This window comes from Pseudoalteromonas sp. SG44-5 (assembly GCF_014164175.1).
In the GTDB taxonomy this organism is placed as follows: Bacteria; Pseudomonadota; Gammaproteobacteria; order Enterobacterales; family Alteromonadaceae; genus Pseudoalteromonas; species Pseudoalteromonas nigrifaciens.
The window spans coordinates 117,605-141,292 of sequence record NZ_JACJES010000007.1 but is presented as its reverse complement, the minus strand read 5'-3'; the positions used below and the strand labels follow the sequence as shown (position 1 = coordinate 141,292).

Genomic DNA, 23,688 nt, shown 5'->3' with positions numbered 1-23,688 from the left:
AGCTATTATGTTACGTCGTCGCTTGCGCAACACCACTACTAAAAGTCAACACACAGAACGTTGGCTGGTGTCTTATGCTGATTATATGACGATTATGTTTGCCTTTTTTGTGGTTTTGTACGCAATAGCAATTAACAAAGAAGAGAAATTTCAAGTGCTGTCCGATTCGATTGGTTATGTATTTGATAAGTCAGCCCGTCAACATTCGCAGCAAGGAACTGGGGTAAATGGCGACGCAATATTGACAGACAGAGTAACCCCAGAGCAAGAGGTGCTCTACGGCGAAAGTATTTTAAAAGAAGAACACGGGCCAAAGCTGCTGGACGGACAAAGCGATACCAGTAATATTGAGCAAAAACACCTTGGCAAACCACTCGATAGTTTGTTGGCTAAGCTGCAATCGTCATTAATAGATGAAATACGCGATGGTGAAGCAAGTTTAGAACTCAGCCAAGATTGGCTGATCATTGAGCTTAGTTCTGGCATGCTATTTTCAAGTGGTAGTAGTGTAGCGCAAGTTCGAGCTAAGCAAGTTGTTAAAATAATTAAAGATATTATTGCTCCGGTAGATAACTATATTAGAGTACGCGGCTATACTGACAACCAAAGCATAGGTAATGAAATGTACCGCTCGAATTGGGAGTTGTCGGTGGCGCGTGCAACAGCCGTTTTAGTTGAGCTTGAAAGCCTAGGTATAAATTCAGCGCGAATGGCGATTGAGGGATATGGTCAATATTCTCCTTTTGCCACTAACGATACTAAGCAAGGGCGTGCTGAAAATCGCAAAGTAGTTATTGCCCTATCTAAATATGGGTTGCCACCAACAGCAGAAGTAGTAAGCGTTGAGCCGCAACAAGTAGTCGTTAAACCTGAGCCTGAAGCAGAATTACCCTCTGACGATAATACAATAAAAATAATTCGTTTACCCCATGGCGGTATTCGTATATCGACTCGAAATGAACTGTAATTAGGATGCAATGTGAAGATTTGGACTGTAGCAAATCAAAAAGGTGGAGTAGGGAAAACCACAACCGCGGTTAGCCTTGCAGGTATTTTAGCATCTCAAGGTAAGCGCGTATTATTGATTGATACCGATCCTCATGCCTCATTAACCTATTACTTTGGCATTGATTCCGAGGATTTAGAGGTTAGCGTATACGATATTTTTGTACGCGGAACTAGCATGCAAAGCGAAGAAATACTCCAAGCATTATGTCCATCTAGTATTGAAAACTTAGATATATTACCCGCCACTATGGCTATTGCTACTCTAGATAGAAGTATGGGCAATAAAACCGGCATGGGATTAATATTAAAAAAAGCGCTTGCAAAAATAAGCGAATATTACGACTATGCAATCCTCGATTGCCCCCCAGTACTTGGCGTATTAATGGTTAATGCGCTAGCTGCGAGTGAACGCATTTTAGTGCCGGTACAAACAGAGTTTTTAGCGCTAAAGGGGCTCGACAGAATGATGCGTACTATGCAGTTAATGCAAACATCTCAAGCTAAAAGCTATGAATATACTATAATTGCCACCATGTACGATAAGCGCACGAAAGCCTCGTTAGAGGCATATAAAACACTGCAAAATACTTATACTGATAAAGTGTGGCCGGGCGTTGTTCCGGTAGATACCAAATTTAGAGACGCCAGTTTAGCGCAACAAGTTCCAAGTGAATTTTGTCCACGGTCTCGCGGGGTATATGCCTACAAGGCATTGCTCGATTATTTAATAGAACAAGGTTAATCAATGAGTAAGCAATTATTTGCTAATGAAAAAGTAATGACTCAATATCTAGGCGCGTTATTGTGCGAAGACGAGCCTGTAGATAATCTTGAACCCGTTGCAAAATTACTTGAGCAAGTAACGGATAAAAAAACTGAACACCCAGATTTAGAAGCGCAGAGCACACAAAGTACGCCAGTATTTGAGCAAGCTGTGCCAGAAGTTATTAAAAAGCCGATAGCGCAAGAAATCAAAGCCCTAGTCACCTCTGCTGAGCAAACACTGTCGGCCGAGCAAATATTAGCCGCACAAAGCCAAGCTGATTATTTTGACGGGCAGTTTCAAGCCTTATTTTTTGAAGTGGCAGGATTAACGCTAGCTGTGCCGCTTAAAGCGTTAGGCGGTATACATGAATTAAGTGAAGTAAATCATTTATTTGGTAAACCAAAGTGGTTTAAAGGCGTTATGCTCAATAGAGATGAAAAACTTAATGTGGTTGATACCGCACGTTGGGTTATGCCAGAAAAGTATGACGAAAAGTTAGAGGCGTCACTTAACTACAAGTATTTAATTACACTAGGCGACAGTCAGTGGGGATTATTGGCAGAAAAGCTAATAAATAACATTACATTGAGTAAAGAAGATGTAAAATGGCGTACAAACCAAAGTAAGCGCCCATGGCTTGCCGGTGTTATTAAAGAAAAAATGTGCGCTTTAATAGATGTAAATAATTTAAATGCATTATTAGAGAAAGGCCTAGACAGCCGTCAGTAGTAATGACCATTACGGGGAAACAGCATGAACCAAGATAAGTTACTGTCAGCAAATAAAAATGCAGATAATAATGATGAAATACTACAGTGGGTAACGTTTAAGTTAGAAGACGAAACTTACGGTGTTAACGTAATGCAAGTGCAAGAAATATTACGCTACACTGAAATAGCCCCTGTACCTGGTGCACCTTCGTACGTGATTGGTATTATTAACTTACGTGGCAATGTGGTTACGGTTATTGATACTCGTGCCCGTTTTGGTTTAGCCGGTACGGATGCAACAGATAATTCGCGAATTTTAATTATTGAAGCTGAAGAGCAAGTTATTGGTATTTTAGCCGACAGCGTATCTGAAGTGGTTTATTTGCGCAGCTCAGAAATAGACAGTGCGCCGAATGTAGGCACAGAAGAAAGCGCTAAGTTTATTCAGGGTGTGTGTAATCGCGAAAACGAGTTACTTATTTTAGTTGATTTAAATAAGCTACTTAGTGACGACGAATGGGATGAGTTGAGCGATTTATAAGCTTTACCAATAAAAATTATGTTATTACTCAGTTTAGCAATTATAGCGTTAGCTGTTGCCCTTATAGCATTGGCGATGATCATTCTATTTAAAAGCAGCTATGCAAGTGAGCTTACCTCTCAGCTGCAGCAATTTAAAGACTCGGCTGAGCAAATTAATATTTTACGCAGTGAGGTACAAGAGTTGCGCACTGGGTTATTAAGTATTGGTAAGCGAGTACTTGAAGTTGAGCAGCAAAATGAAGAGCTAACTCAACAACAAGCAGCGCAAAAGTATGACGATCCAGATGCAAAAATTTATTCTCGTGCTGTAAAAATGGTTGAACTTGGAGCTGATTTAGAAGAAGTAATTCGTGAATGCGAATTACCTAGAGCAGAAGCAGAACTGCTGTTTTCATTGCATAAACAAAAAGGCGCTTAGCGTCTTTTTTGCTTTTTAATGCTGTTAAAGCTACGCCTTAATATTTAACTTACCTTGAAAGTCTTGCCAGCCTGGCGGAAATTGCCCTCTTAATACATACGAAAATGCAATTAGCTCAGCAATTACATAATACAACTCTTTAGGTATTTCTTCCCCAAGCTCTAAGTGTGATAACGTTTTGGCTAATGCTTCATCTTGATGGATCATAATGCCTTTTTTTTCAGCCGCTGCTATTATTTCATCAGCTAATTTGCCAAAGCCCTTGGTACTTACCATAGGCGAGTTTCCGGCTGCATATAAAAGCCCAATCGCAGATTTGTTGTTGGCTGAGTCACTCATTTTTATACCTTAATATTAATAATGGCATGCGATTTATAAAAAGCTTGATGGCTTGCATCGCCTTGCTTTAAAGTAAGATCACCTACTTGCAAACCATGCTTGGCTAATTTTGATCTTAAATTATCAAGATGCGGATGAGCCATAGCGGTCACTTCTTGGCTTGATGCAAATAACTGGCAATCAAGTGCTTTATCCATTAATTCGGCAGTAATTTGTAACTGACCAAGCTGTGCATAATCAAAGTTTAACCTAACAAACCAGACATTTTTTTCTGCTAGCTTATCGCCACTGGGCTTTTTATATTGGCCTAATGTTATTTCTGTTTGCGCCGCTTCTGGCGGTAATTTCATTGGTAATAAAAAGTTTACCAAGGGGTTTGAGTCGGCTAGCTGATTAGCAGGGGTAACATTTACTTGGCCAAGGGTATTTTTAACTTGTGTTAACTCCCCCGCAAGTGCTTGCACTTGGCTTTGTTGCAGTTGCTCAAGTAATTTAGCACCAGAGTTGCCGGTTTTAAATGTGGGTAATAACACCTGCAGTAGTGCATCTAAGCCGGTTTGATTATTAATGCTAATAGGTGTAGTTGTTTGGCTAATAATAGGCGCGGCTAAAATGCTTACTGCAAGTTGCTCTAATCCCTTACTAAAACTGCTTTGCAGCATGTCGTTTGTCAGTTGCGTTGGTTGTAATGTGGCAAGAATTTCGCGCTGTATAGCTGTTGGGTGCAAATTGTTACTAGAAACCATCCGATTAAATGCCTGATTTACGAGGCGCGTTAAGTCGGCTGGTTGCTGCGATAACTGCTGTGCAATATCTGCTATTTTGCTGCTTAAAAGCGGCGTGTTATTGGGTGTGTTTATTGCGCTAGCTGCACTGAGTTGGTTTAGCAGTGGAGCGAGTAATTTAGCTTCTAAAGGGTGTAATTGATTTTGCGAACTTAGTTTGCCATTGCTCGTTGTTGCAAAGAGCATGCTTGTTGGCAACTGCCATAGGCTAACACTTGATTTAATTAATTGGGTTAACTGCACTAAAGGTGGCAACTGGTTAGGTTGCTGGTTTAACTGCTCGGCGACATTTAGTTTATTAATACCTGTTGGCGTTTGATTTATAGCGGCAAAAGGTTTGTTTTCGAAGTATTTTACTGCATCACTTATACGCGTTTTTAGTTCACCAAAACTACTTTTTAACCAAGAATCAATAGGGCTGTTATTAGCCGCTATTAATGGACTAGTAGGGTTATTTAAATTGCTTGTTGATACGCTGCTTTGCTGCGCCGAAATTAGTTGATTAAACGGTTTTGTGAACGAGTTTTTAAGTATGACAGTGGTACTGTTTATATTAGTTTGAATTAACAGTTTGTTGGCTTGGCTGCTCAAGTTTACGTTTGTTACGGTATGCGAAAGTTGGTTAAGTTGATTATTGTTTATATTAAGCTTAAATGAACCTGCTTGTTGTGCATGCGTTAAAATTGCAAATTTAGGGGTTGCTTGTAGCTGTGCATTTGGCAAATTTTGCGCAAGTAAACTTGCTAGTTTTGCTTGAGTTATGGGTTGTGTATGCACGGATTCAGCAAAGCGATTGATAACGTCTAGCTGCGCGCCTTTATTATTAGTGCTAATTATTATTTTTAATGGTTGCTCGGCGGCCAGTAGTTGCGCTACCTCTTTATTAATTGCAATGCTGGCATTAAGCTTTTCAATTACCAGCTTGGGTGTAGGCGTTAATACGACCTGCGCCGGCATAGGATTATTTTGTAACTCGCTTCCGGTATTTATATAATTTAAAAATTGCTGTAATTGCACCGGTTGATTAAGTGTAAGCCTTGTATTGTTGGGGGTAATTGCAAGTGACTTGCCCTCGTTACTGAGCTGTATGCTCGCACTGGCTATTTTGTCTAAGTTTTTTGGCGCAGTTGTAATACCAAGCCTGAGAGTTTGCCAGTGCTTATTTATTAATACATCTAGGGTAATCGATTCTTTAGAAAACTGAATGTTTTTTGCCGCAAGCATCTCGCCAGGAAGCGAGGTTAAGTTATGCTTAGGCGCATTAGAGGTTAGGTTATTAACCAATGAATTAGATAATGTAATTTGCGTAGGTGTATTCATTATTTTAAATCAAGTTTTCTTTATTTTTAGTGAATCGATTTTAAAGCAATATTCGTATTACCCTATCATTATGATAGACTAACGCCTAATTTTTGGCAGAGAGAATCGTCATCTTGTTACACATTAAGTCCGTCACCTGCATCAAGCAAGAACGTTGTTTGTTTGCGGATCTTAATTTTAGCCTTAATAGCGGCCAAATCATGCAATTAGCAGGTGCTAATGGTGCTGGTAAAACGTCTTTATTACGTATTATAGCGGGCTTTTCTATGCCTGATGAAGGCGATATTTTGTACCTTAATCAGTCGATTAAAAAGTACTATGAAGAGTACGCCAGAGATCTATTATTTATAGGCCATAAAACCGGGGTTAATGTGCAGCTCAGTGCGCTTGAAAACGTTAAGCATTGGCTGGCAATTAATGGCTACACTAATGAAGGTGATTTATACCCTTTATTAAGTAAGCTTGGCTTAGTAGGCCTTGAAGATGTACCGGTTAGAACGCTCTCTGCTGGGCAGCAACGCCGTGTCGCGTTAGCTCGATTATGGTTAAGTGAAGCTAAGTTATGGATTTTAGATGAGCCATTTACAGCACTTGATAAAAGTGGTGTTGCCTTTTTACAGCAACGTTTTGTTGAGCATTTAAAAATTGGCGGAGCTATATTGCTAACCACGCATCAAGATTTAACGGCTCATTTTAGCAACTTACAAACACTCACTTTGGAGTATCGTCACTAATGACCCGACAACACTCCTATTGGTTACTTTTTAAAGCCGTGTTTAGTAAAGATGTTAAACTTGCTTTTCGTCAGCGCGCTGAAATTATCAATCCTATTTTGTTCTTTTTAATTGTTATTTCATTATTTCCGTTAGCTATTGGGCCAGAGCCCGGTCTACTGGCAAGAATGGCGCCGGGTATAATTTGGGTGGCTGCTTTACTCTCAACTATGTTGGGCTTAGATAAGCTGTTTAGAGATGATTATAACGATGGCTCACTTGAACAACTTATTGCATCGTCGTATCCGTTATCGTTAACTGTGTTGGCTAAAGTAGCCGCGCATTGGGTGATCACTGGGCTTCCTTTAGTATTAATGACCCCACTGTTTGCACTACTATTGAATTTAGATAACACAGCATTAATGGCTACGTTACTAACGCTATTATTAGGTACGCCTTTGTTGAGCTTTATTGGCGCAATTGGGGCTGGGCTTACTGTAGGATTACAAAAAGGCGGTATTTTAATGAGTTTATTGGTGTTGCCTTTGTATATTCCGGTTTTAATTTTTGCAACGTCAGCTATCGATACCAGTACTATGTCGCTGGATTATAGTGGGCAGCTTGCCATTCTTGGCGCTATGTTAGTTATTGTTATTATTAGTGCGCCAATCGCCATATCGTCAGCATTAAAAGTGAGTGTAAGTTAATATGTGGAAGTGGTTACATCCCTATGCTAAAGCAGAGCGTGCATATAAATTATGCAATACGTTATTGCCTTATTTTACCGTAGTTACGGTTATTAGTATGTTAGTTGGTTGGGTATGGGGGCTTGGTTTTGCGCCTGCCGATTACCAACAAAAAGACAGCTACCGTATCATTTTTATTCATGTGCCTTCGGCTATTCTATCTATGGGTGCTTATTCATCAATGGCAATTGCGGCCATTATTGCACTGGTTTGGCAGTTACGAAACGCTGAACTTGCAGTTATTGCAATTGCGCCTGTAGGGGCGTGCATTACTGCGGTTGCACTTATAACCGGTGCTGCATGGGGTAAACCTATGTGGGGCGCTTGGTGGGTGTGGGATGCGCGCTTAACCTCAGAGCTAATTTTATTATTTTTATATTTGGGTGTGTTGTCTTTGTACCATGCCTTTGAAGATAAAAAGGCAGCGGGTCGTGCCGCTTCTATATTGGCTATTGTAGGGGTTATTAATTTACCTATTATTCATTACTCTGTTGAGTGGTGGAATACCCTACACCAAGGAGCCTCAATAACTAAGCTAGATACCAAAGCAATTGATCCCAGTATGTTTTGGCCATTAATGGTAAACATTTTGGCGTTTGCGGCTTTTGTTGGCACTGTTACTTTAATTCGTCTTAAAAATGAAATATTACAACGTGAAAAGCATCGCCCATGGGTGCGCCAGTTGTTAACTAAGAGGTAGTTATGCAGTTTGACTCATTTTCTGATTTTATTGCAATGGGAGGCTATGGATTTTATGTGTGGCTTTCTTTTGGTACATGCGCACTTATTTTATTAGGTATTTTATTTAGTTCACTCAGAGAGACTAAACATATTATGGCATCGGTAGAGCAACAAATAGCGCGAGAAGTTCGTATTAAAAATGCTAAGCAGGAGCAAATATAATGAACCCAAGACGTAAAAAACGCCTTTTAGTTATTGTTGCAGTGCTGTTTGGCATTGGTGCCTCAATAGGCTTGGTACTGTATGCATTACAAGAAAACATTAATTTATTTTATACCCCAAGTGAGCTTATTGACGGTAAAGGCCCCAATAAAGAAAAACCACAAATAGGCCAAAAGCTACGCATTGGTGGCATGGTTGTACCAGGTTCGGTAGAGCGCAATGAGCAAAGTTTAAAAGTAAGCTTTACTTTAGTTGATACAGGCCCAACCGTGGTAGTGCGTTATCAGGGGATTTTGCCTGACCTATTTCGCGAAGGCCAAGGCATAGTTGCACAAGGTGTACTTGTGGAGCCCAATGTAATAGAAGCATTTGAAGTACTTGCTAAGCATGATGAAGAATACATGCCTGCTGAAGTGGCAGAAGCGTTAAAAGGAATTAAACACGAGAAACCTAAATACAACCTAGATAGTGGTAATTAATAATGATCCCAGAACTTGGTTATTTTTCTTTAACGCTTGCCATGGTGCTAAGCGTTTTATTATGTGTTTTTCCGCTGTGGGGGGCACATACCGGTAATTTACGCTTAATGCGTGCTGCTCCTTCGTTAGCGGTAGGGCAATTTGTATTTGTATTTATTTCGTTTGCCGCCCTTATTTATGCCAGCCTTACAAATGACTTTACAGTTGCGTATGTGGCGTATCACTCAAGTAGCTCTTTGCCTTGGTATTATCAAATAACCTCGACCTGGGGTGGGCATGAAGGCGCTATTTTATTGTGGTTATTGATGCAAGCTGGTTGGACAGCTGTTGTTGCACTGCGCTCTAAAGCACTACCTTGGGTATTGCGTGCTCGTGTACTTGGTGTGCTTGGCTTTTTAGGTGTTGGCTTTATGATGTACACCTTATTGCTTTCAAGCCCATTTGAGCGTTTATTACCTTATTTTCCGGTAGAGGGGCGCGACTTAAATCCGCTGCTACAAGATCCGGGTATGATCATACACCCGCCGTTACTTTATATGGGTTATGTAGGACTATCTGTAGCGTTTGCTTTTGCAATTGCGGCACTTTTAACTGGCAAGCTAGATAATACTTGGGCCAAATGGTCTCGTCCTTGGACTATGACCGCGTGGGGCTTTTTAACTTTAGGTATTACCATAGGAAGTTGGTGGGCGTATTCAGAACTTGGCTGGGGCGGCTGGTGGTTTTGGGATCCAGTAGAAAATGCATCTTTAATGCCTTGGTTAGTAGCAACAGCACTTTTACATTCATTGAGTGTGACAGAAAAACGTGGTGTATTTAAATCATGGACAGTACTGTTAGCAATTGCAGCATTTTCACTTAGCTTACTGGGCACCTTTATTGTGCGCTCAGGTATTATTGTATCTGTGCATGCTTTTGCAACAGACCCTGATAGAGGCTTATTTATACTGGCCTTTTTAGCTATTGTTGTTGGCGGTGCATTAGCACTTTATGGCATGCGCGTATCGCAAGTGCGAAGCGAAGGGCGTTACAAGTTAGTATCGCGCGAAGTAGCACTGTGGCTAAATAATATATTCTTAGTGGTTGCTACTTTAATTGTATTACTAGGTACTTTATTGCCTATGGTACACAAAGAAATGGGCTTAGGCAGTATTTCAATTGGCGAACCATTTTTTAATAAGATGTTTGCAATACTGTTAGTGCCATTTGCTATTTTAATGGGTATTGGGCCGTTTTTACGCTGGAAGCAAAATAAATGGGCGTTTTTACAAAACAAAATACTAATGGGTGTATTAGTCAGTATTATTATTACCTTTGCTTGGTTATTTTCTAGCTATGATGTGATTGCACCGCTTACCTTATTAGCAACCACGTTAGCTGTATGGATTGTAATTACAACAGGTATTGATTTGTATAGTAAAGTTACCGTACATAGCACCTTTAAAGAAGGCTTTAAGCGCTTAGGTTTAGGTTATTGGGCTATGGTACTTGGCCATATAGGTATTGCCTTTGTAATTGCTGGCGTAACTCTTACTTCGGCATACTCGGTTGAGCGCGACGTATCAATGAAACCAGGTGATACGGTGCAGCTTAATCAGTATCAATACCGCTTTGAAGGAGTGAAAAATGTTCGCGGAGCTAATTACAGTGGCCATGCGGGTGTTGTATCGGTATTAAAAAATGACAAGCTAGTCACTCAGTTACATGCCGAAAAACGCCGTTACGATATTGGCATGCAGTTTATGACAGAAGCAGCAATTGATGCAGGCTTCACACGCGATTTATACCTAGCGTTAGGTGAGCAATTAAGCGAAGGCGCGTGGTCATTACGAATTTATCATAAGCCATTTGTGCGTTGGATGTGGATTGGCGGTATATTAATTTCGTTAGCAGGGTTTGTAATTTTATTTGATAAACGCTATCGCACCTCATCGCCTCAATCAACAAAAGAAACAGCGGAGAGCGAAGCATGAATCGTAAGCTTTTAGCTATAGCACCGTTACTGGTTTTTGCTTTTATTTGTGTGTTTTTATTCCAAGGGTTATTTGCTAACCCAAGGGAAATACAAACAGGGCGATTAGGGCAATCTATGCCAGAATTTAGCCTGCCAGATCTAATGCAAGATAATAAGCAGTGGAGCAATGAGCAGTTAAAAGGTGAGGTTTATTTATTAAATGTATGGGGTACCTGGTGCCCTACATGTTTAGCAGAGCTAGGCTACTTAACTAAATTGCGCGAGCAAGGCGTTAAAATTATAGGCTTGTACTATGTGCAAGGTTACGATGCCGATTTTGACGGGCCATTTGATATGCAAGCACTGCGTAGTGACGTAACCAATATGCTAACGCGTGCTGGCGACCCATATCAGTTTAATATTTTAGATTTACATCGCACACTGTCGTTAGATTTAGGTGTGTCGGGTGCGCCAGAGACTTTTTTAGTTGATAAAAGCGGCACCATTTTGTTGCACCATACCGGTGATATAAATCCGCGAGTGTGGCGTGCTAAGTTTGCACCAATTATGCAGGAGCTCAAATAATGAAGTGGTTGTTATTAACCCTTAGCCTTTTTGTCAGTATGGGGGCGCTTGCTCAGCAAGACCGTTACCAATTTGACAGTAACGAGCAAGCGGTTCGCTTTGAAGAGCTAACCAAAGAGTTACGTTGCCCTAAGTGTCAAAATCAAAATATTGCCGACTCTGATGCGGTAGTAGCAAAAGATTTACGCGAGCGAGTATTAGCTTTAGTAAAAGATGGTAAAACGAAAGACGAAGTAATAGATTATATGATCGATCGTTATGGCTACTTTGTACATTACGATCCACCAGTAACCCCTGCAACTTTAGTGCTGTGGGTTTTACCGGTATTGATTGTAATTTTTGGTTTTGGTTTTATTGTTATTCGCCAACGCAAAGCATCGGTAAAACAAAGCTGGAGCAACAACGACGAAGCAATGTTAGTTAAATTAATTGCTAAAAATAAACGTCAGGAGCAAAGTTAAATGATTTTAATGTGGGCGTCTTTTGCTTTACTCACACTTATTGCACTGTTGTTTGTGATGTTGCCTTTTTTAAAAAAAGAGCGTGTTAAAACCATTACGCACAATGCGAACGCAGAACTTATTAGTATTTATGAACAGCGTTTAGTTGAGCTACAAAACGACTTAGAAAACCAGCGAATTGATGCACAAAATCACAGTGAGTCAGTGATCGAGCTCAAACGTCGCTTACTCAATGAGCTCTCTCCAGAAAAGTCACTTAATAGCCGTGGTAATAATCGTATTTTTGCCTTAACAGGCGGTGCGTTTGTGATTGCCCTAACCGGTGTTTTTTACTCTATGACCGGTAATCAGCAGCAAATATCGGCTTGGCACGATGCTATGGATAACTTGGCAGAGTACGGTGAGCGAGCTGTTATGCAAAAAGGCGAGCCGCTGAGTGAAAACGAGCTGCAAGCATTTGCATTGGCACTGCGAACTAAGCTTAGCCAAACGGGGGATGACGAAATTGCTTGGATGTTACTGGGCCGTGTGGCTATGTCATTGAACGAATTTGATATGGCGCAGCAGTCGTTTGATAAAGCGTTGCAAATGAATCCTGCCAATATGCAGGTGCTTATTAGTTACAGCCAAGTGCTGTTACTTGAGGGCAGTGAAGCAAGCATGACACGTGCTGCAGGTATGCTTTCAAAAGTACTGCAAGAAGAGCCGCAAAATTTAGATGCTATTTCTTTATTGGCACTCATTGCTTACGAACGTAAAGATTGGGTACAAGCAAAAGCGGCGTTTGAAGTATTACTTGCCAGTATGGATAAAGCAGATACCCGCTATAATATGATTGCGCAGCGTATTAGTGAGATAGAACAACAGCAAGCACAAAATGTTGACGTTACAAAGAGTGCAGCAATTAAAGTGACAGTAAATATAAGTACAGAGCTTAAAAATAAACAACCTGAAAACGGAATTTTATTTGTTTTTGCAAAAGCGTTAAATGGCTCTCCAATGCCAATAGCGGTTGTTAAGCTTAACGAGTATCAATTTCCTATTACAGTTGAACTAAGTGATGCAAACTCTATGGTTGCAGGATTAAACTTGTCAAGCGCAGAAGATATAGTTATTACTGCACGTATCTCTAATGATGATTCAGTAATGCCAAGTAGCGGTGAGTTAGAAGGGCATTCAGCAGCATTAAAACGTGAAAGTACCCGTCAGTTGCAACTGCAAATAGACACATTAATACCTTAAGGATACGCGATGTTAAAACATGGTTTAATTTATATATTTTTGTTAGTGCTGGCCGGGTGTGCACAAGTACCTGATAGCCAAAAGGACGAACGCGATCCACTACAAAATATTAACCGCCCAATATACGACTTTAATATGGATGTTTTAGACACATACATACTAAGACCGGCCGCCGTAGGGTATATCACGGTGACCCCTGTACCAGTGCGTCAAAGCTTAGTGCATTTTACTAATAATATTAGTGCACCGGTAGATATGATCAACGCAGGCTTACAGGGTAAACCAGGTAATGCCAGTGTTAGCTTAGCACGTTTTTTAGTTAACTCGACCGTAGGTGTTTTTGGTATATTTGATGTGGCCAGCTCATTAGGGCTAGAACATGTAGATGAGGATTTTGGGCAAACATTAGGTGTATGGGGTGCAGGTGATGGTGCTTACTTGATGCTACCTGCTATGGGGCCTTCTACAGCGCGTAACTTAACCGGCGATGTAGTTGATAACTTTGTTTTACCTGAAATAGCGTTAACTACACCACAAACAATTTTAGTGTTTGCGTTAAAAGCTGTTGAGGCCCGTGCATCACTAATTGCGCAAGAAGGTTTATTGAACGATTCACTAGACCCTTACTTATTTATTAAAGATATTTATTTTCAACGCCAATTATACGAACTTTACGACGGTAACCCGCCAATCAAAGAAGAGCCTGATGACTTTGATGAAGATTTTTTAGAAAGTTTGTAAACCTATTAAAAACGCCAGCAATGCTGGCGTTTTATTTTCTTATTAGTGATTAGAAAGTTGTTATTAAACATTACTCATTAACTGCATTTGCTCGTTCACCCAGCTAATTGCTTCGTGGTAAGCATCGGGTACTTTATCATCTAAACCAAGTTGTTGGCTGATCTGATTAGCTGCCTGCCAGTTGCCTTGCTCATAAAACTTAACCAAGTTTAAGTAGCTTGCAAGCAAGCCCTCGTCATTAAGTAAAGCGGCTTTAATCTCATTAGATAATGGCAGCTTTTGCATCACACTTTGCATACTCTCATCTAATATAGCATCCATAAGCGACATCATGCCGGTTAAAAAAACCATTCCTGTGTCTTTAAACTTACCATGCGAAATAGCCAGTAACTCACTAAAACGCGCCCGAGTGAGCGATAACCTAATTAGCTCCATAGGCTTATCTGTTGAAACTTGCGCTGCAAATAATAAAGATAAAAGCTTTTTAATTTCATTGGCTCCAAGGGTGATAAGCGCTTGTTTTATTGTGCTTATTTTTGCACGTCTAGCAAATGCTGCAGAGTTTGAATAACGCAGTAACTTATAAGATAGATTTACATCTCGCTCAAATATATCGGTGATCTTTTTTAGATCCATATCAAGCGTTGAGGTCTCATAAAGTAGTTCGGCTAATGTCATACCAGAGGGGGGAAGCGCTTTACTTTGGATCATCTCTGGTTTTGAAAAGAAAAACCCTTGAAAATAATCAAAGCCAAGTTCCAATGCTTGGTTATACACCTCATGGGTTTCAACTTTTTCAGCAAGTAATTTTAGATGTGGATAAGGTTTTAAATCATCAATAATTGTTTTAATTGTTTCTATATTACAGGTTAAAAAGTCAATTTTTATAATATCAATAAATGGATAAAAGTGACGCCACACAGGTTGATGAATGTAGTCGTCTAAGGCTAATGTATAACCTTTTTCTTTTAAGTCTTTAACAATAGCAAGTAAACGCTTACCAGGTTGCACCGTTTCGAGAATTTCTACCACCACAGCGTCTTTACTCAGTAAAGTAGGGTAGCCTTTTAGTAAAGTTTCTAGGGTAAAGTTGATATATGCTGGTTTATTGTCGGTTAAATCCTCAAGGCCAAAATTAAACTGGCTGCCTTCTATTAGGCGTGTTGTTGCCTCATCTCCATCTATATCGGGGAACACATTATTTACACCATCACGAAATAGTAATTCATAGCCAATAAGCTTTTTATCGCGATCTAAGATAGGTTGGCGTGCAGCATAAAAATACATAAAAAATTCCGTATAGATAAAAATAACTATTCATTGTAACAATATATGGCAAAACATTAAAAATAGCATGATGTAAATAAGCTTATCTTAGATTAATAACATATTTTTAATAAGTTACAGAGGTTTTGATTTAAATATATACGCTTTGTTTGTTTTTAATTCACTAAAGTTGACATGTTGGAATTTTAACTATTACCCATGCTATAGTGACAGAGAATGGTTTTTATCCCAATACTGTCTTAACTATAATATTTTAAGAGTCATTATTTGGATCAAAAGCCTGTTGCAATTTATTAGTGGAGGCGAGTTTGGAAACAGGAATGATTATTTCACTAGCATTATACTTTGTTGTAATGCTAGGTATAGGATTGTATGCATTTAAGCAATCAACCAGCGATGTTTCAGGTTACATGTTAGGGGGCCGTAATTTATCACCAAGTGTTGCTGCGCTATCTGCAGGTGCATCTGATATGAGCGGTTGGTTACTTATGGGCCTTCCCGGCGCTATGTATCTTTTTGGTTTGAGTAAGGTTTGGATTGCGATTGGTTTAGTACTTGGTGCTTGGGCAAATTACTTCTTAGTTGCACCTAGGCTTCGTGTTTACACTGAAAAAGCGAATGATTCAATTACGATCCCGGATTATTTTGCAAATCGCTTTGCGGACAATAAGAATATATTACGTGTTATTTCAGCTATTGTTATTATTGTTTTCTTCACACTTTATACCTCATCTGGCGTGGTCGCTGGTGGTAAGTTATTTGAAAATTCATTTGGAATGAGCTATGAAGTTGGCCTTTATGTTACTACTGGCGTTGTAGTACTTTATACGCTTTTTGGTGGTTTTTTAGCGGTAAGTTTGACCGACTTTGTACAAGGTTGCATTATGCTTATTGCGCTATTAGTAGTACCAATAGTAACGTTTACTATGCTTGATCACCCAGTAATGGAAACGCTCGCTAATGCAAGATATGACCTGTTACTTATCTCGCCAAAGGCCAGTGAAGTTCATTCTCTAAATATGCTAGATTGGTTTGCTGGTGGCTCTACCATCGCAATTATTTCTGCGTTAGCTTGGGGCTTTGGTTACTTTGGTCAGCCTCATATTATAGTACGCTTTATGTCGGTACGTTCAGTTAAAGATATTCCAGCAATGCGACGCATTGGTATGTCTTGGATGACATTATCTGCAATAGGCGCAGTACTAACTGGTTTATTTGGGGCAGCCTTCATACTAGAAAATGAAATGCCGATAAATGATAAAGAAACAATATTTTTAGTGCTATCTGAATTGGTTTTTCATCCATTGATTGCTGGCTTTTTATTAGCAGCTATTTTAGCGGCTGTAATGAGTACTATCTCTTCACAATTGCTAGTGTGTTCAAGCTCGTTAACTGAAGACTTTTATAAAATATACCTGCATCGCGAAGCCTCTCAAAAAGAGCTGGTTTTTGTTGGGCGTATTAGTGTGGCATTAGTTGCTATGTTTGCTATTTACTTAGCTTACGATAGAGATAGTTCTATTTTAGACTTAGTGAGTAATGCGTGGGCAGGCTTTGGCGCTGCATTTGGACCACTCGTATTGTTTAGCCTTTACTGGAGAAGAATGAACTTTGCTGGCGCCTTAGCAGGCATGTTAGTGGGGGCTTCAACAGTACTTATATGGATATACGCACCAATTACCATTAATGGTGCGAGTTTAAGTAGCGTTATTTATGAAATAGTCCCAGGCTTTATTTTATCAAGTATTGCGATTGTATTAGTTAGCTTAATGACCAATGAGCCAGCTAAAGAAATTACAACCTTATTTGATGAAGTAGAACAAGAACTATAAAAAGTTATAAACAAAAAAAGGGAGTAACTTAGGTTACTCCCTTTTTTTATGCAAAATTTATTAACTCGCTTTTTTGTCGCTATTTTCTTCTATGGGTGCAACATTATCTGCTTTTTTGCCTTTTACAGCAGCTTTAGGGGCTATAGGCTCTTTACCACCTTTTAATATTGTCATGAAGTCATCTTTACTTTTTGCCATTTCTAAAGCGAGTGACTCTACTTGTTGCTCACTTAATGGTACATCAACTTTTTCTAGCAAAATTTCAAGCGACTCTGCAATATCGAGCATTTTATCATAGGCATCAGCTTCTTTTTTGGTAGTAAACGTCATGCGCTCGACTCCGTTTCGTTCTACAACATATTTAACAACAACAGCCATGATTTCTCCTGCTTACTTGCGTGGCATATAGTATATATAAACCATTAGATTACTGTTTTTATGTACAGTACAAGTTTGTGCCTAAATTTGCAAGTCCCCTAATTAATATTAAGTGATAATAGTTGACAACAAAGATTAACTTTACTTTATTTAACTTAATCACTTTTGTGTACCGTTGCAGTTAAGGATCTCACAGGGAGTGAATGTTAGGTTTAAGTATTTAATAAAGTGCAGGTGTAAAAGCCTTTTGCGTTATGACTTAAACATATAAACAACAAAGTAAATGTTCATGTATGAACAAAAAAGGAAGAAAGATGAAAAAACTAAAATATAGTATTTTAGCTGCAGCTTTTTGTATGTTGCCAGTAACTCTTACCTACGCAAATGTTGATACCTCAGCAATAACTCAGCAAGTAAAACAGGCGGCTTTAAATATTAATACTGCTGATGTTAGCCAGCTATCTAAGCTCCCTGGTATTGGTAAGAAAAAAGCACAAGCTATTATAGATTATCGCGAAGCAAAGGGTAACTTTACATCGTTAGAGGATTTGAAAATGGTAAAAGGTATAGGTAAAAAATTAGCTGCAAAGCTTGAAGGTAAGGTTTCGTTTTAAGTTAAAAAGGGCGCGTTAAGCGCCCTTAGTATATTGGGTTAATGCTTCACATAAATGCTTTTTAGCAAAGTTAATCTCAATTGGAGTCGTTAGTAGTGGGTAACACAACCCACCGAGTAGTAAAAAAGGGATGAGTAACCAGCCTTCAAATACGGCAAATATTAAAAACAGCGGACTGAGTAATAATAATTTTATAATACGAAGTAGTACTTTATTAACAGGTGAAAGCATACTTAAAGAAATCGCTATAACAGCTTGTCTGTCACGTATTTTTAAATGTTTTAGAGCATTAATTTGGCTTGAAAAAAACACAAGCATTACAGCGACCTTTTAGTCATTAAGCGACTCGTTACCAGTAAAAATAAAGTGGCTGCAAACAGCGCAAATATTACTTCCATCCATGCCGGCATACTTAGCCCCGCAAATTGCCAGTCAATGTTTCCGCAATCACCAGTGGCTGCAAAAAAGCTTGGGATCCACTCATGTAATGGCATAAAGGCAGGAAAGTTAGGTTCAAACTCACAGCTAAATGCAAAAGGATCAGTGGTTGTTTGCATTTCGATATGCTCGCGGGCAATTATAAATCCCCAAACACTAGAAACAGCCCATACACTATAGGCGAGCAAGCGAACCCCTCTATGCTCTGGATTACTTGTACCAATAATACCTGCAATAAGTAAACCTAATACCGCAGTACGCTGATATATGCACATGATACATGGCGCCAATCCCATTTTATATTGAAAAAACAGTGCCGTTATTTCAAGCAGAAAAACAATACCACTAAACAAAAGCCAAGGAGTACGTTGGGTGGGTAATTGTGCAAGCCAGTTCATAATAAATCCGTATTTAAATAAGACGTTAGATTATGACGTAGGATAAAGTTAGGGGCAAGCAAAACGACTTAAAGCCTACCCATATGCATTTATGATGATTAAAGTTAAGGTTATAATTCTAAAAGCCAATAAAAATCCAATAATGTGAATAAAGAGGTAGCCCTTTAAACGAGTAAAGTATGTGTGTGAGGTGACTTTACGTAATAAGTTAATAAGGCAAGGCGCGAACTTAAAGTAAATAACTACTTAAAATGTATCTAGGGTGAATATATAAGTGCTTGCGACAAGTGTTAGTAAAAAATATAAAACATTTTATAGACACAAATATTTTAATCGCATACTGGCAGTAATATGGCGTACTTTACTTGTTACTTGAGCGTCGTCTGGTACAATCAGTCGGTTAATCGTATGTAGTAGTGTGAATTAATTCGAGTGGGAATTGGATGAGAATTTTTAAAGCGAAAAGCCCAGCAGGATTTGCTGAAGAATACATAGTAGAGTCTATCTGGAATGGCGATTTCCCTCCTGGATCTATTCTACCTGCTGAGCGTGAACTCTCAGAGTTAATAGGTGTTACCCGAACGACGTTACGTGAAGTATTACAGCGATTGGCTCGAGATGGCTGGTTAACTATTAAACATGGTAAGCCAACAAAAGTGAATAACTTTTGGGAAACGTCAGGACTAAATATTCTTGAAACGTTAGCACGTCTTGATGAAGATAAAATGCCAGAGTTAACCGACCAGTTACTCTCTGCACGCACTAATATAAGCGCAATTTATACGCGTGCAGCTATAAAGTTAAATCCAGAACGTGTGATTGAAATTCTCTCACAAAGCGATGAGTTAGAAGACAGTGCGCAAGCATTTGCTGATTACGATTATAAAGTGCATCACGAGTTAGCTGTTGCAGGTAATAATCGTATTTACGTGCTTATACTCAATGGCTTTAAAGGATTTTATTCAAAAATAGGTTGTCATTATTTTTCAGATCCGGGGACGCGTGAGTTGGCTCGCCAGTTTTATAAAGACTTAACTAAATTGGCTGAAAACAGAGAACACGACGGTGCGATCATGATGATGCGTAAATATGGTCATCAAACCGGTGAAATTTGGCAACAAATTCGTGGCGATATGCCCAGCGACATAATGGATTAAACCTATTTTAAAAGCCTGCATTTGCAGGTTTTTTTGTGTCTTCATTTTATTAATACTTTATAACCAAGAAACTGAGCTAATAAAATAAACCCCATCACTTTTTAGCGTTCAGTATTATCGATGGGAGGAATCGTTAAATACGATTGTCATTTCGCACCAGTTCTCTCTAGAATAATAATAATTATATGTGCGCTATTGGTTTTTAAGTTTTAGAGCCCATATAACTATCAGCATTGCATAAGCAATTGACAACAAACTCAAAATATTTGGAGAATAAAATGGGTGTATTAGTAGGCCGCCAGGCACCAGACTTTACCGCTGCAGCAGTTCTTGGTAACGGTGAAATTGTAGATAGCTATAACCTTCATGAAAAAATTAAAGGTAAAAAAGCAGTTATTTTCTTTTACCCACTAGATTTCACGTTTGTATGTCCTTCTGAACTTATTGCATTTGATAAGCGTTATGAAGAATTCCAAAAACGTGGCGTTGAAGTAATTGGTGTTTCTATCGATTCACAATTCTCACACAACGCATGGCGTAACACTGCTGTTGCAGATGGCGGTATCGGTAAAGTTAAATATGCACTAGTTGCAGATATTAAACATGAAATTTGTAAAGCATACGACGTTGAGCATCCTGAAGCGGGTGTTGCGTTTCGTGGTTCTTTCCTAATTGATGAAGAAGGCAATGTACGCCACCAAGTAGTGAACGACTTACCACTAGGTCGTAACATTGATGAAATGCTACGTATGGTTGACGCGCTAGCGTTCCACACTGAGCACGGTGAAGTATGTCCTGCTGGTTGGACTGAAGGTAAAAAAGGTATGGATGCAAGCCCTGAAGGCGTTGCTAAGTTCCTATCTGAAAACGAAGGCGATCTATAATTTAGCTCTCGTTTTAAATAAAAAAACCGCCAATTGGCGGTTTTTTTGTTGCTTCTAATTTAGAACGAGAAGCTTACTTTAGTATAAATATAACGACCGCGTGGGTTATGAACCCCAGACGCATAACCGTAAAGGTCAGAATCGCCATCACCAATTGCAAAAGGAGGCTCTTCGTCAAACAAGTTATTAATACCTAGTGATAATTTAGCTGACTCAGTGATACGGTACGACGTTTGTAAGTCAACCAACACTTGTGAATCAATCATACGTGATGTATTGCTATCAAAATCTAAGTTACCGTCAAAGTCGATATCAGGTGTGTCTTCAAACTCACCAACATAACTTAAGTTAACATTAGTATTAAAGTCGCCCACTTCCCAGTTAGTTGAGAAAATCCAACGATGCTCAGGGTAACCATATTCACCAGAGTAATCACGGCCATCTTTTTCAAATTTGTTTTGGTAAGCCCACTCTAAATTGAATTTCAATAAACCTAAATCATCCAATGAATGATTGTAATTTGCTGAAAAGTCGATGCCAGATACTTCTTGTGAAGAGACGTTTTCAAATGTGCTATAGATTTTTTGAATTGAACCTAAGCTTTCACCATTAGTAGGCGGTAAGCGAACACATACAGTACTGTTTTGGTTACCACACTCGGCAGCATAAATTGGACCAAACTCTTGTTCGTCAATTTTATTATCCTGTGTAATGCTCCACACATCAACACTTAAACCAAACTCTGCGCTAGGGGCCCAAATGAAGCCGACGTTCCAAGATTCAGACTCTTCAGGTTGTAAGTCTGCATTACCAGAGAATTGAATGTTGTAATCAAGTGCCTGACAGTCTAAGCCCGTTTGTTGACAGCGTTGAGTATCAATAAAGAACTGACTTTTTTCTGATGGACCTAGGCCAACTTGTGCTAAAGAGGGGGCTCTAAATCCTTGTGCCCATGAGCCACGAACCGTGATTTCATCACTAGGTGCCCAGCGAAGTGCAACTTTTGGATTGGTAGTTGTGCCAAAATCGCTATAGTCATCGTGACGTCCAGCAAGTTGCAATTCTAATGTATCAGCTAGTGGAATTGAAAATTCAACATAAGCAGCATATTGATCGCGCGATGCTGCGGCTGATACAGCTTCAGTACCAAAAATTAAACCGCGACGGAACTGATCATCAGGGATATCTGTAACGTCTTCTTCGCGGTACTCAATACCGGCTGCCATCATCACCACATCGTCGCCAAAGCTAAATGCTTCACCGCTAATGTTTGCGTCAAATGAGGTCATATGTGACTCACCTTGACGTACTAAGCTAGTAGTGATTCTGTCGATTACTGCAGGATCGTTATAAGTGCCGCCAAATGGGTTGTAATTACCGGCATCTATTTCTTGTTGTAAAAAGTCGGTACGCACCCAGCCTTGTGAGCGATCGCCAGTTTGCATTGATTTACTACGACCTTTTTGTACCGCTGTCTCCCAGCTCCAGTCGTTAAATTCGCCTCGTAAACCCGCTACAAAACGCATCGTATCTGATTCAATATCCCATTGGCGAGCACCGGCATCAACCGTTCTGTAACGGCCAATATCTATATCTTTACCAAATGGGTTATTAGGATGATTTGCTGGCACAGTAAGCCCTGCATCTTCATCTAGCGGGGTTGGCGCACCCATAGCCACAGAGCTATTGTGTTGTACTGCCATTTCTAAAAATGCGGTAATACCATTATCAAAATTATACTCAAACTGCGAAATAGCCCCAATACGTTCAGATGCTGGTGCAATATAGCCGTATGGGCCGTAATCGAACAAACAGCTGCCACTGGCAGTTGCGCTATCGGCTGGACAAGCAGGGTCAATGGTTTTTACACCATCAACGTAAAAGTAACCAGGGAAGCCACGTGATGAACGAAAGTCCTCACCACCTAAAGCTCTTTGATCTGCAGTGCCTAAACTGCCCATTTCACTTGACGATAAAGAGGTGTTTTTAAAGTAGTCAATAATAACGGAAGCACTGCTTTTTTCGTTACTTGTACCCCAAACGATGCTGGCTGATGTTTCTTCGTAATTAGGACCGTCAGTGCCACCGTAGCCTAAGTTTACTTCAATACCATCAATATCTTTTTTCAAGATAACGTTAACTACACCCGCAACAGCATCAGAGCCATAAATAGCCGATGCACCATCTTTTAAAATGTCGATACGTTCAATCGCTGAAACAGGAATACTGTTAATATCAACAAATGAGTTAGTAATACCTTCAGCGAATGCACTAATAGCAACACGGCGGCCATTAATAAGTACTAAAGTTGCGTCAGCGCCTAGGCCACGTAAACTTACCGCTGCAGAACCATTTGCAGTAGAGTCTTGGTTATTACCACGGGTAGAGAAAGTACCGCTACCTGCAACAGGCATTCTTTCAAGCAACTGCTGTAGGTTGTCATAACCCATGTTATCAATATCGGCTCTACTGATAGATTGAACCGGAGAAGGGCCTTCCATATCAGAACGTTTAATACGAGAGCCCGTTACTTCAATGCGTTCTACTTTTTTCACTTCATCAGCGGCGTATGTTGTTGTTGTAAAGCCAGCTGTTAATGCCAAAGTAGCCCCTGCAATTAAGCTAGGGGTAAATGCAAATTGCTTCATCCTTAAGTCCTTGTTAGTTTTGTTGAATTTGGTAGCTAAAAAAGCCTCCATATTAATATCATGTAACAAAGGTGTTAGCAATTGCGGTGTGGTGTGACTTTAGTCTGGGTGTTGCTGGTAAAATAGTCAGTGTGTTTTATTTACTTGGAGATAGAAGTTCGACGTAAAGCGGGGTTTTAATATAAATCTTGCGTTGCAATTAGTGGTAAGAATTAAATAGTTTAGTGAGCACTTATTTTGTAATAATTTATTCTTTTATTAACAGCCACTAAGTTGCAGTATATTTATGCAGTTTGGTTTAAAATTGTGCGTTAAATTATTTTAAAATAAATAAAAAAA

26 protein-coding genes are annotated in these 23,688 nt (G+C 39.5%); 19 read left to right on the top strand and 7 right to left on the bottom strand.

What is annotated here, in order from left to right; genetic code table 11:
- The first annotated feature begins 7 nt into the window (after positions 1–7).
- Genes H5079_RS10160 through H5079_RS10140 form a run of 5 tightly spaced genes read left to right on the top strand, consistent with a single transcriptional unit; the run spans position 8 to position 3,445 of the window.
- A complete protein-coding gene (locus tag H5079_RS10160) occupies positions 8–967 on the top strand; it encodes a flagellar motor protein MotB (RefSeq protein ID WP_182683997.1) in 960 nt (319 codons plus the stop codon).
- A gap of 12 nt (positions 968–979) precedes the next feature.
- Entirely contained in the window at positions 980–1,750 is a 771-nt protein-coding gene (locus tag H5079_RS10155; RefSeq protein WP_011327509.1) for a ParA family protein, read from the top strand.
- Positions 1,751–1,753: 3 nt separating this feature from the next.
- Positions 1,754–2,503: a chemotaxis protein CheW gene (locus tag H5079_RS10150; RefSeq protein WP_182683996.1), complete on the top strand. Its 750-nt coding sequence runs from the start codon at positions 1,754–1,756 to the stop codon at positions 2,501–2,503.
- A gap of 24 nt (positions 2,504–2,527) precedes the next feature.
- Positions 2,528–3,025, top strand: coding sequence for a chemotaxis protein CheW (locus H5079_RS10145; RefSeq protein ID WP_011327511.1), 498 nt, complete (start codon positions 2,528–2,530; stop codon positions 3,023–3,025).
- Positions 3,026–3,043: 18 nt separating this feature from the next.
- Positions 3,044–3,445 (top strand): DUF2802 domain-containing protein, encoded by a 402-nt coding sequence (locus H5079_RS10140; protein WP_011327512.1) that lies wholly within the window; start codon positions 3,044–3,046, stop codon positions 3,443–3,445.
- Between the two features lie 30 nt (positions 3,446–3,475).
- Here the strand turns inward: H5079_RS10140 and H5079_RS10135 are convergent, their stop codons facing one another.
- Both H5079_RS10135 and H5079_RS10130 read right to left on the bottom strand, forming a co-directional pair.
- A complete protein-coding gene (locus H5079_RS10135; protein ID WP_011327513.1) occupies positions 3,476–3,784 on the bottom strand; it encodes an EscU/YscU/HrcU family type III secretion system export apparatus switch protein in 309 nt (102 codons plus the stop codon).
- 2 nt (positions 3,785–3,786) lie between these two features.
- On the bottom strand, positions 3,787–5,889 hold the full coding sequence (locus H5079_RS10130) for a flagellar hook-length control protein FliK (protein ID WP_182683995.1): 2,103 nt from the start codon (positions 5,887–5,889) through the stop codon (positions 3,787–3,789).
- Between the two features lie 113 nt (positions 5,890–6,002).
- Here H5079_RS10130 and ccmA point away from each other — a divergent pair, with 113 nt between their 5' ends.
- Genes ccmA through H5079_RS10080 form a run of 10 tightly spaced genes read left to right on the top strand, consistent with a single transcriptional unit; the run spans position 6,003 to position 13,713 of the window.
- A complete protein-coding gene (ccmA, locus tag H5079_RS10125; RefSeq protein WP_157863170.1) occupies positions 6,003–6,623 on the top strand; it encodes a cytochrome c biogenesis heme-transporting ATPase CcmA in 621 nt (206 codons plus the stop codon).
- Positions 6,623–7,309, top strand: a complete 687-nt coding sequence (gene ccmB / locus H5079_RS10120; protein WP_182683994.1) for a heme exporter protein CcmB — start codon at positions 6,623–6,625, stop codon at positions 7,307–7,309. Before ccmA ends, ccmB begins: the two co-directional genes overlap by 1 nt.
- Before the next feature lies 1 nt (position 7,310).
- Positions 7,311–8,048, top strand: a complete 738-nt coding sequence (locus H5079_RS10115; RefSeq protein ID WP_182683993.1) for a heme ABC transporter permease — start codon at positions 7,311–7,313, stop codon at positions 8,046–8,048.
- A gap of 2 nt (positions 8,049–8,050) precedes the next feature.
- Positions 8,051–8,251 carry a heme exporter protein CcmD gene (gene ccmD, locus H5079_RS10110; RefSeq protein WP_011327518.1) on the top strand — a complete coding sequence of 67 codons (201 nt, stop codon included), beginning with the start codon at positions 8,051–8,053 and terminating at the stop codon, positions 8,249–8,251.
- Positions 8,251–8,730, top strand: coding sequence for a cytochrome c maturation protein CcmE (ccmE, locus tag H5079_RS10105; RefSeq protein ID WP_182683992.1), 480 nt, complete (start codon positions 8,251–8,253; stop codon positions 8,728–8,730). Before ccmD ends, ccmE begins: the two co-directional genes overlap by 1 nt.
- Positions 8,731–8,732: 2 nt before the next feature.
- Positions 8,733–10,703 carry a heme lyase CcmF/NrfE family subunit gene (locus tag H5079_RS10100; protein WP_011327520.1) on the top strand — a complete coding sequence of 657 codons (1,971 nt, stop codon included), beginning with the start codon at positions 8,733–8,735 and terminating at the stop codon, positions 10,701–10,703.
- Positions 10,700–11,269 carry a redoxin family protein gene (locus H5079_RS10095; RefSeq protein WP_011327521.1) on the top strand — a complete coding sequence of 190 codons (570 nt, stop codon included), beginning with the start codon at positions 10,700–10,702 and terminating at the stop codon, positions 11,267–11,269. The genes H5079_RS10100 and H5079_RS10095 overlap by 4 nt, the downstream gene beginning before the upstream one ends.
- Positions 11,269–11,730, top strand: coding sequence for a cytochrome c-type biogenesis protein (locus H5079_RS10090; protein WP_011327522.1), 462 nt, complete (start codon positions 11,269–11,271; stop codon positions 11,728–11,730). Before H5079_RS10095 ends, H5079_RS10090 begins: the two co-directional genes overlap by 1 nt.
- Positions 11,731–12,972 (top strand): c-type cytochrome biogenesis protein CcmI, encoded by a 1,242-nt coding sequence (gene ccmI / locus H5079_RS10085; protein ID WP_182683991.1) that lies wholly within the window; start codon positions 11,731–11,733, stop codon positions 12,970–12,972.
- A 9-nt stretch (positions 12,973–12,981) separates the two neighbouring features.
- Entirely contained in the window at positions 12,982–13,713 is a 732-nt protein-coding gene (locus H5079_RS10080; RefSeq protein WP_182683990.1) for a VacJ family lipoprotein, read from the top strand.
- A 63-nt stretch (positions 13,714–13,776) separates the two neighbouring features.
- Here H5079_RS10080 and H5079_RS10075 read toward each other — a convergent pair whose 3' ends face one another.
- The gene (locus H5079_RS10075) at positions 13,777–15,000 is read right to left on the bottom strand and encodes an EAL and HDOD domain-containing protein (RefSeq protein ID WP_011327525.1); all 1,224 of its coding nucleotides are present in this window, start codon (positions 14,998–15,000) and stop codon (positions 13,777–13,779) included.
- Between the two features lie 320 nt (positions 15,001–15,320).
- On the opposite strand from H5079_RS10075, the gene putP reads away from it, so the two are divergent.
- Positions 15,321–16,832 carry a sodium/proline symporter PutP gene (putP, locus tag H5079_RS10070; RefSeq protein ID WP_269435033.1) on the top strand — a complete coding sequence of 504 codons (1,512 nt, stop codon included), beginning with the start codon at positions 15,321–15,323 and terminating at the stop codon, positions 16,830–16,832.
- Positions 16,833–16,892: 60 nt separating this feature from the next.
- On the opposite strand, the gene H5079_RS10065 is transcribed toward putP, so the two are convergent.
- Positions 16,893–17,210, bottom strand: a complete 318-nt coding sequence (locus H5079_RS10065) for a YebG family protein (RefSeq protein ID WP_182683988.1) — start codon at positions 17,208–17,210, stop codon at positions 16,893–16,895.
- A gap of 314 nt (positions 17,211–17,524) precedes the next feature.
- On the opposite strand from H5079_RS10065, the gene H5079_RS10060 reads away from it, so the two are divergent.
- The gene (locus H5079_RS10060) at positions 17,525–17,824 is read left to right on the top strand and encodes a helix-hairpin-helix domain-containing protein (RefSeq protein ID WP_011327528.1); all 300 of its coding nucleotides are present in this window, start codon (positions 17,525–17,527) and stop codon (positions 17,822–17,824) included.
- A 15-nt stretch (positions 17,825–17,839) separates the two neighbouring features.
- Here the strand turns inward: H5079_RS10060 and H5079_RS10055 are convergent, their stop codons facing one another.
- Together H5079_RS10055 and dsbB are read right to left on the bottom strand one after the other, a co-directional pair.
- On the bottom strand, positions 17,840–18,142 hold the full coding sequence (locus H5079_RS10055) for a DUF6170 family protein (protein ID WP_011327529.1): 303 nt from the start codon (positions 18,140–18,142) through the stop codon (positions 17,840–17,842).
- Complete coding sequence (gene dsbB / locus H5079_RS10050; protein ID WP_011327530.1) at positions 18,142–18,660, bottom strand: disulfide bond formation protein DsbB; 519 nt, start codon at positions 18,658–18,660, stop codon at positions 18,142–18,144. The genes H5079_RS10055 and dsbB overlap by 1 nt, the downstream gene beginning before the upstream one ends.
- A gap of 443 nt (positions 18,661–19,103) precedes the next feature.
- Here dsbB and fadR point away from each other — a divergent pair, with 443 nt between their 5' ends.
- Positions 19,104–19,817 carry a fatty acid metabolism transcriptional regulator FadR gene (gene fadR, locus H5079_RS10045; protein ID WP_011327531.1) on the top strand — a complete coding sequence of 238 codons (714 nt, stop codon included), beginning with the start codon at positions 19,104–19,106 and terminating at the stop codon, positions 19,815–19,817.
- A 278-nt stretch (positions 19,818–20,095) separates the two neighbouring features.
- A complete protein-coding gene (locus tag H5079_RS10040; protein WP_011327532.1) occupies positions 20,096–20,701 on the top strand; it encodes a peroxiredoxin in 606 nt (201 codons plus the stop codon).
- 59 nt (positions 20,702–20,760) lie between these two features.
- On the opposite strand, the gene H5079_RS10035 is transcribed toward H5079_RS10040, so the two are convergent.
- Positions 20,761–23,349, bottom strand: a complete 2,589-nt coding sequence (locus H5079_RS10035; protein WP_182683987.1) for a TonB-dependent receptor — start codon at positions 23,347–23,349, stop codon at positions 20,761–20,763.
- Positions 23,350–23,688 lie beyond the last annotated feature (339 nt).

Coding starts and splice junctions, on each gene's coding strand:
- H5079_RS10160 (WP_182683997.1), top strand. CDS start 8: ATGTTACGTCGTCGCTTGCGCAACACCACTACTAAAAGTCAACACACA.
- fadR (WP_011327531.1), top strand. CDS start 19,104: ATGAGAATTTTTAAAGCGAAAAGCCCAGCAGGATTTGCTGAAGAATAC.
- ccmE (WP_182683992.1), top strand. CDS start 8,251: ATGAACCCAAGACGTAAAAAACGCCTTTTAGTTATTGTTGCAGTGCTG.
- H5079_RS10150 (WP_182683996.1), top strand. CDS start 1,754: ATGAGTAAGCAATTATTTGCTAATGAAAAAGTAATGACTCAATATCTA.
- dsbB (WP_011327530.1), bottom strand. CDS start 18,660: ATGAACTGGCTTGCACAATTACCCACCCAACGTACTCCTTGGCTTTTG.
- H5079_RS10095 (WP_011327521.1), top strand. CDS start 10,700: ATGAATCGTAAGCTTTTAGCTATAGCACCGTTACTGGTTTTTGCTTTT.
- H5079_RS10140 (WP_011327512.1), top strand. CDS start 3,044: ATGTTATTACTCAGTTTAGCAATTATAGCGTTAGCTGTTGCCCTTATA.
- H5079_RS10115 (WP_182683993.1), top strand. CDS start 7,311: ATGTGGAAGTGGTTACATCCCTATGCTAAAGCAGAGCGTGCATATAAA.
- ccmB (WP_182683994.1), top strand. CDS start 6,623: ATGACCCGACAACACTCCTATTGGTTACTTTTTAAAGCCGTGTTTAGT.
- H5079_RS10075 (WP_011327525.1), bottom strand. CDS start 15,000: ATGTATTTTTATGCTGCACGCCAACCTATCTTAGATCGCGATAAAAAG.
- H5079_RS10100 (WP_011327520.1), top strand. CDS start 8,733: ATGATCCCAGAACTTGGTTATTTTTCTTTAACGCTTGCCATGGTGCTA.
- ccmD (WP_011327518.1), top strand. CDS start 8,051: ATGCAGTTTGACTCATTTTCTGATTTTATTGCAATGGGAGGCTATGGA.
- H5079_RS10135 (WP_011327513.1), bottom strand. CDS start 3,784: ATGAGTGACTCAGCCAACAACAAATCTGCGATTGGGCTTTTATATGCA.
- H5079_RS10060 (WP_011327528.1), top strand. CDS start 17,525: ATGAAAAAACTAAAATATAGTATTTTAGCTGCAGCTTTTTGTATGTTG.
- H5079_RS10055 (WP_011327529.1), bottom strand. CDS start 18,142: ATGCTTGTGTTTTTTTCAAGCCAAATTAATGCTCTAAAACATTTAAAA.
- putP (WP_269435033.1), top strand. CDS start 15,321: ATGATTATTTCACTAGCATTATACTTTGTTGTAATGCTAGGTATAGGA.
- H5079_RS10065 (WP_182683988.1), bottom strand. CDS start 17,210: ATGGCTGTTGTTGTTAAATATGTTGTAGAACGAAACGGAGTCGAGCGC.
- H5079_RS10040 (WP_011327532.1), top strand. CDS start 20,096: ATGGGTGTATTAGTAGGCCGCCAGGCACCAGACTTTACCGCTGCAGCA.
- H5079_RS10145 (WP_011327511.1), top strand. CDS start 2,528: ATGAACCAAGATAAGTTACTGTCAGCAAATAAAAATGCAGATAATAAT.
- H5079_RS10090 (WP_011327522.1), top strand. CDS start 11,269: ATGAAGTGGTTGTTATTAACCCTTAGCCTTTTTGTCAGTATGGGGGCG.
- H5079_RS10130 (WP_182683995.1), bottom strand. CDS start 5,889: ATGAATACACCTACGCAAATTACATTATCTAATTCATTGGTTAATAAC.
- H5079_RS10080 (WP_182683990.1), top strand. CDS start 12,982: ATGTTAAAACATGGTTTAATTTATATATTTTTGTTAGTGCTGGCCGGG.
- ccmI (WP_182683991.1), top strand. CDS start 11,731: ATGATTTTAATGTGGGCGTCTTTTGCTTTACTCACACTTATTGCACTG.
- H5079_RS10035 (WP_182683987.1), bottom strand. CDS start 23,349: ATGAAGCAATTTGCATTTACCCCTAGCTTAATTGCAGGGGCTACTTTG.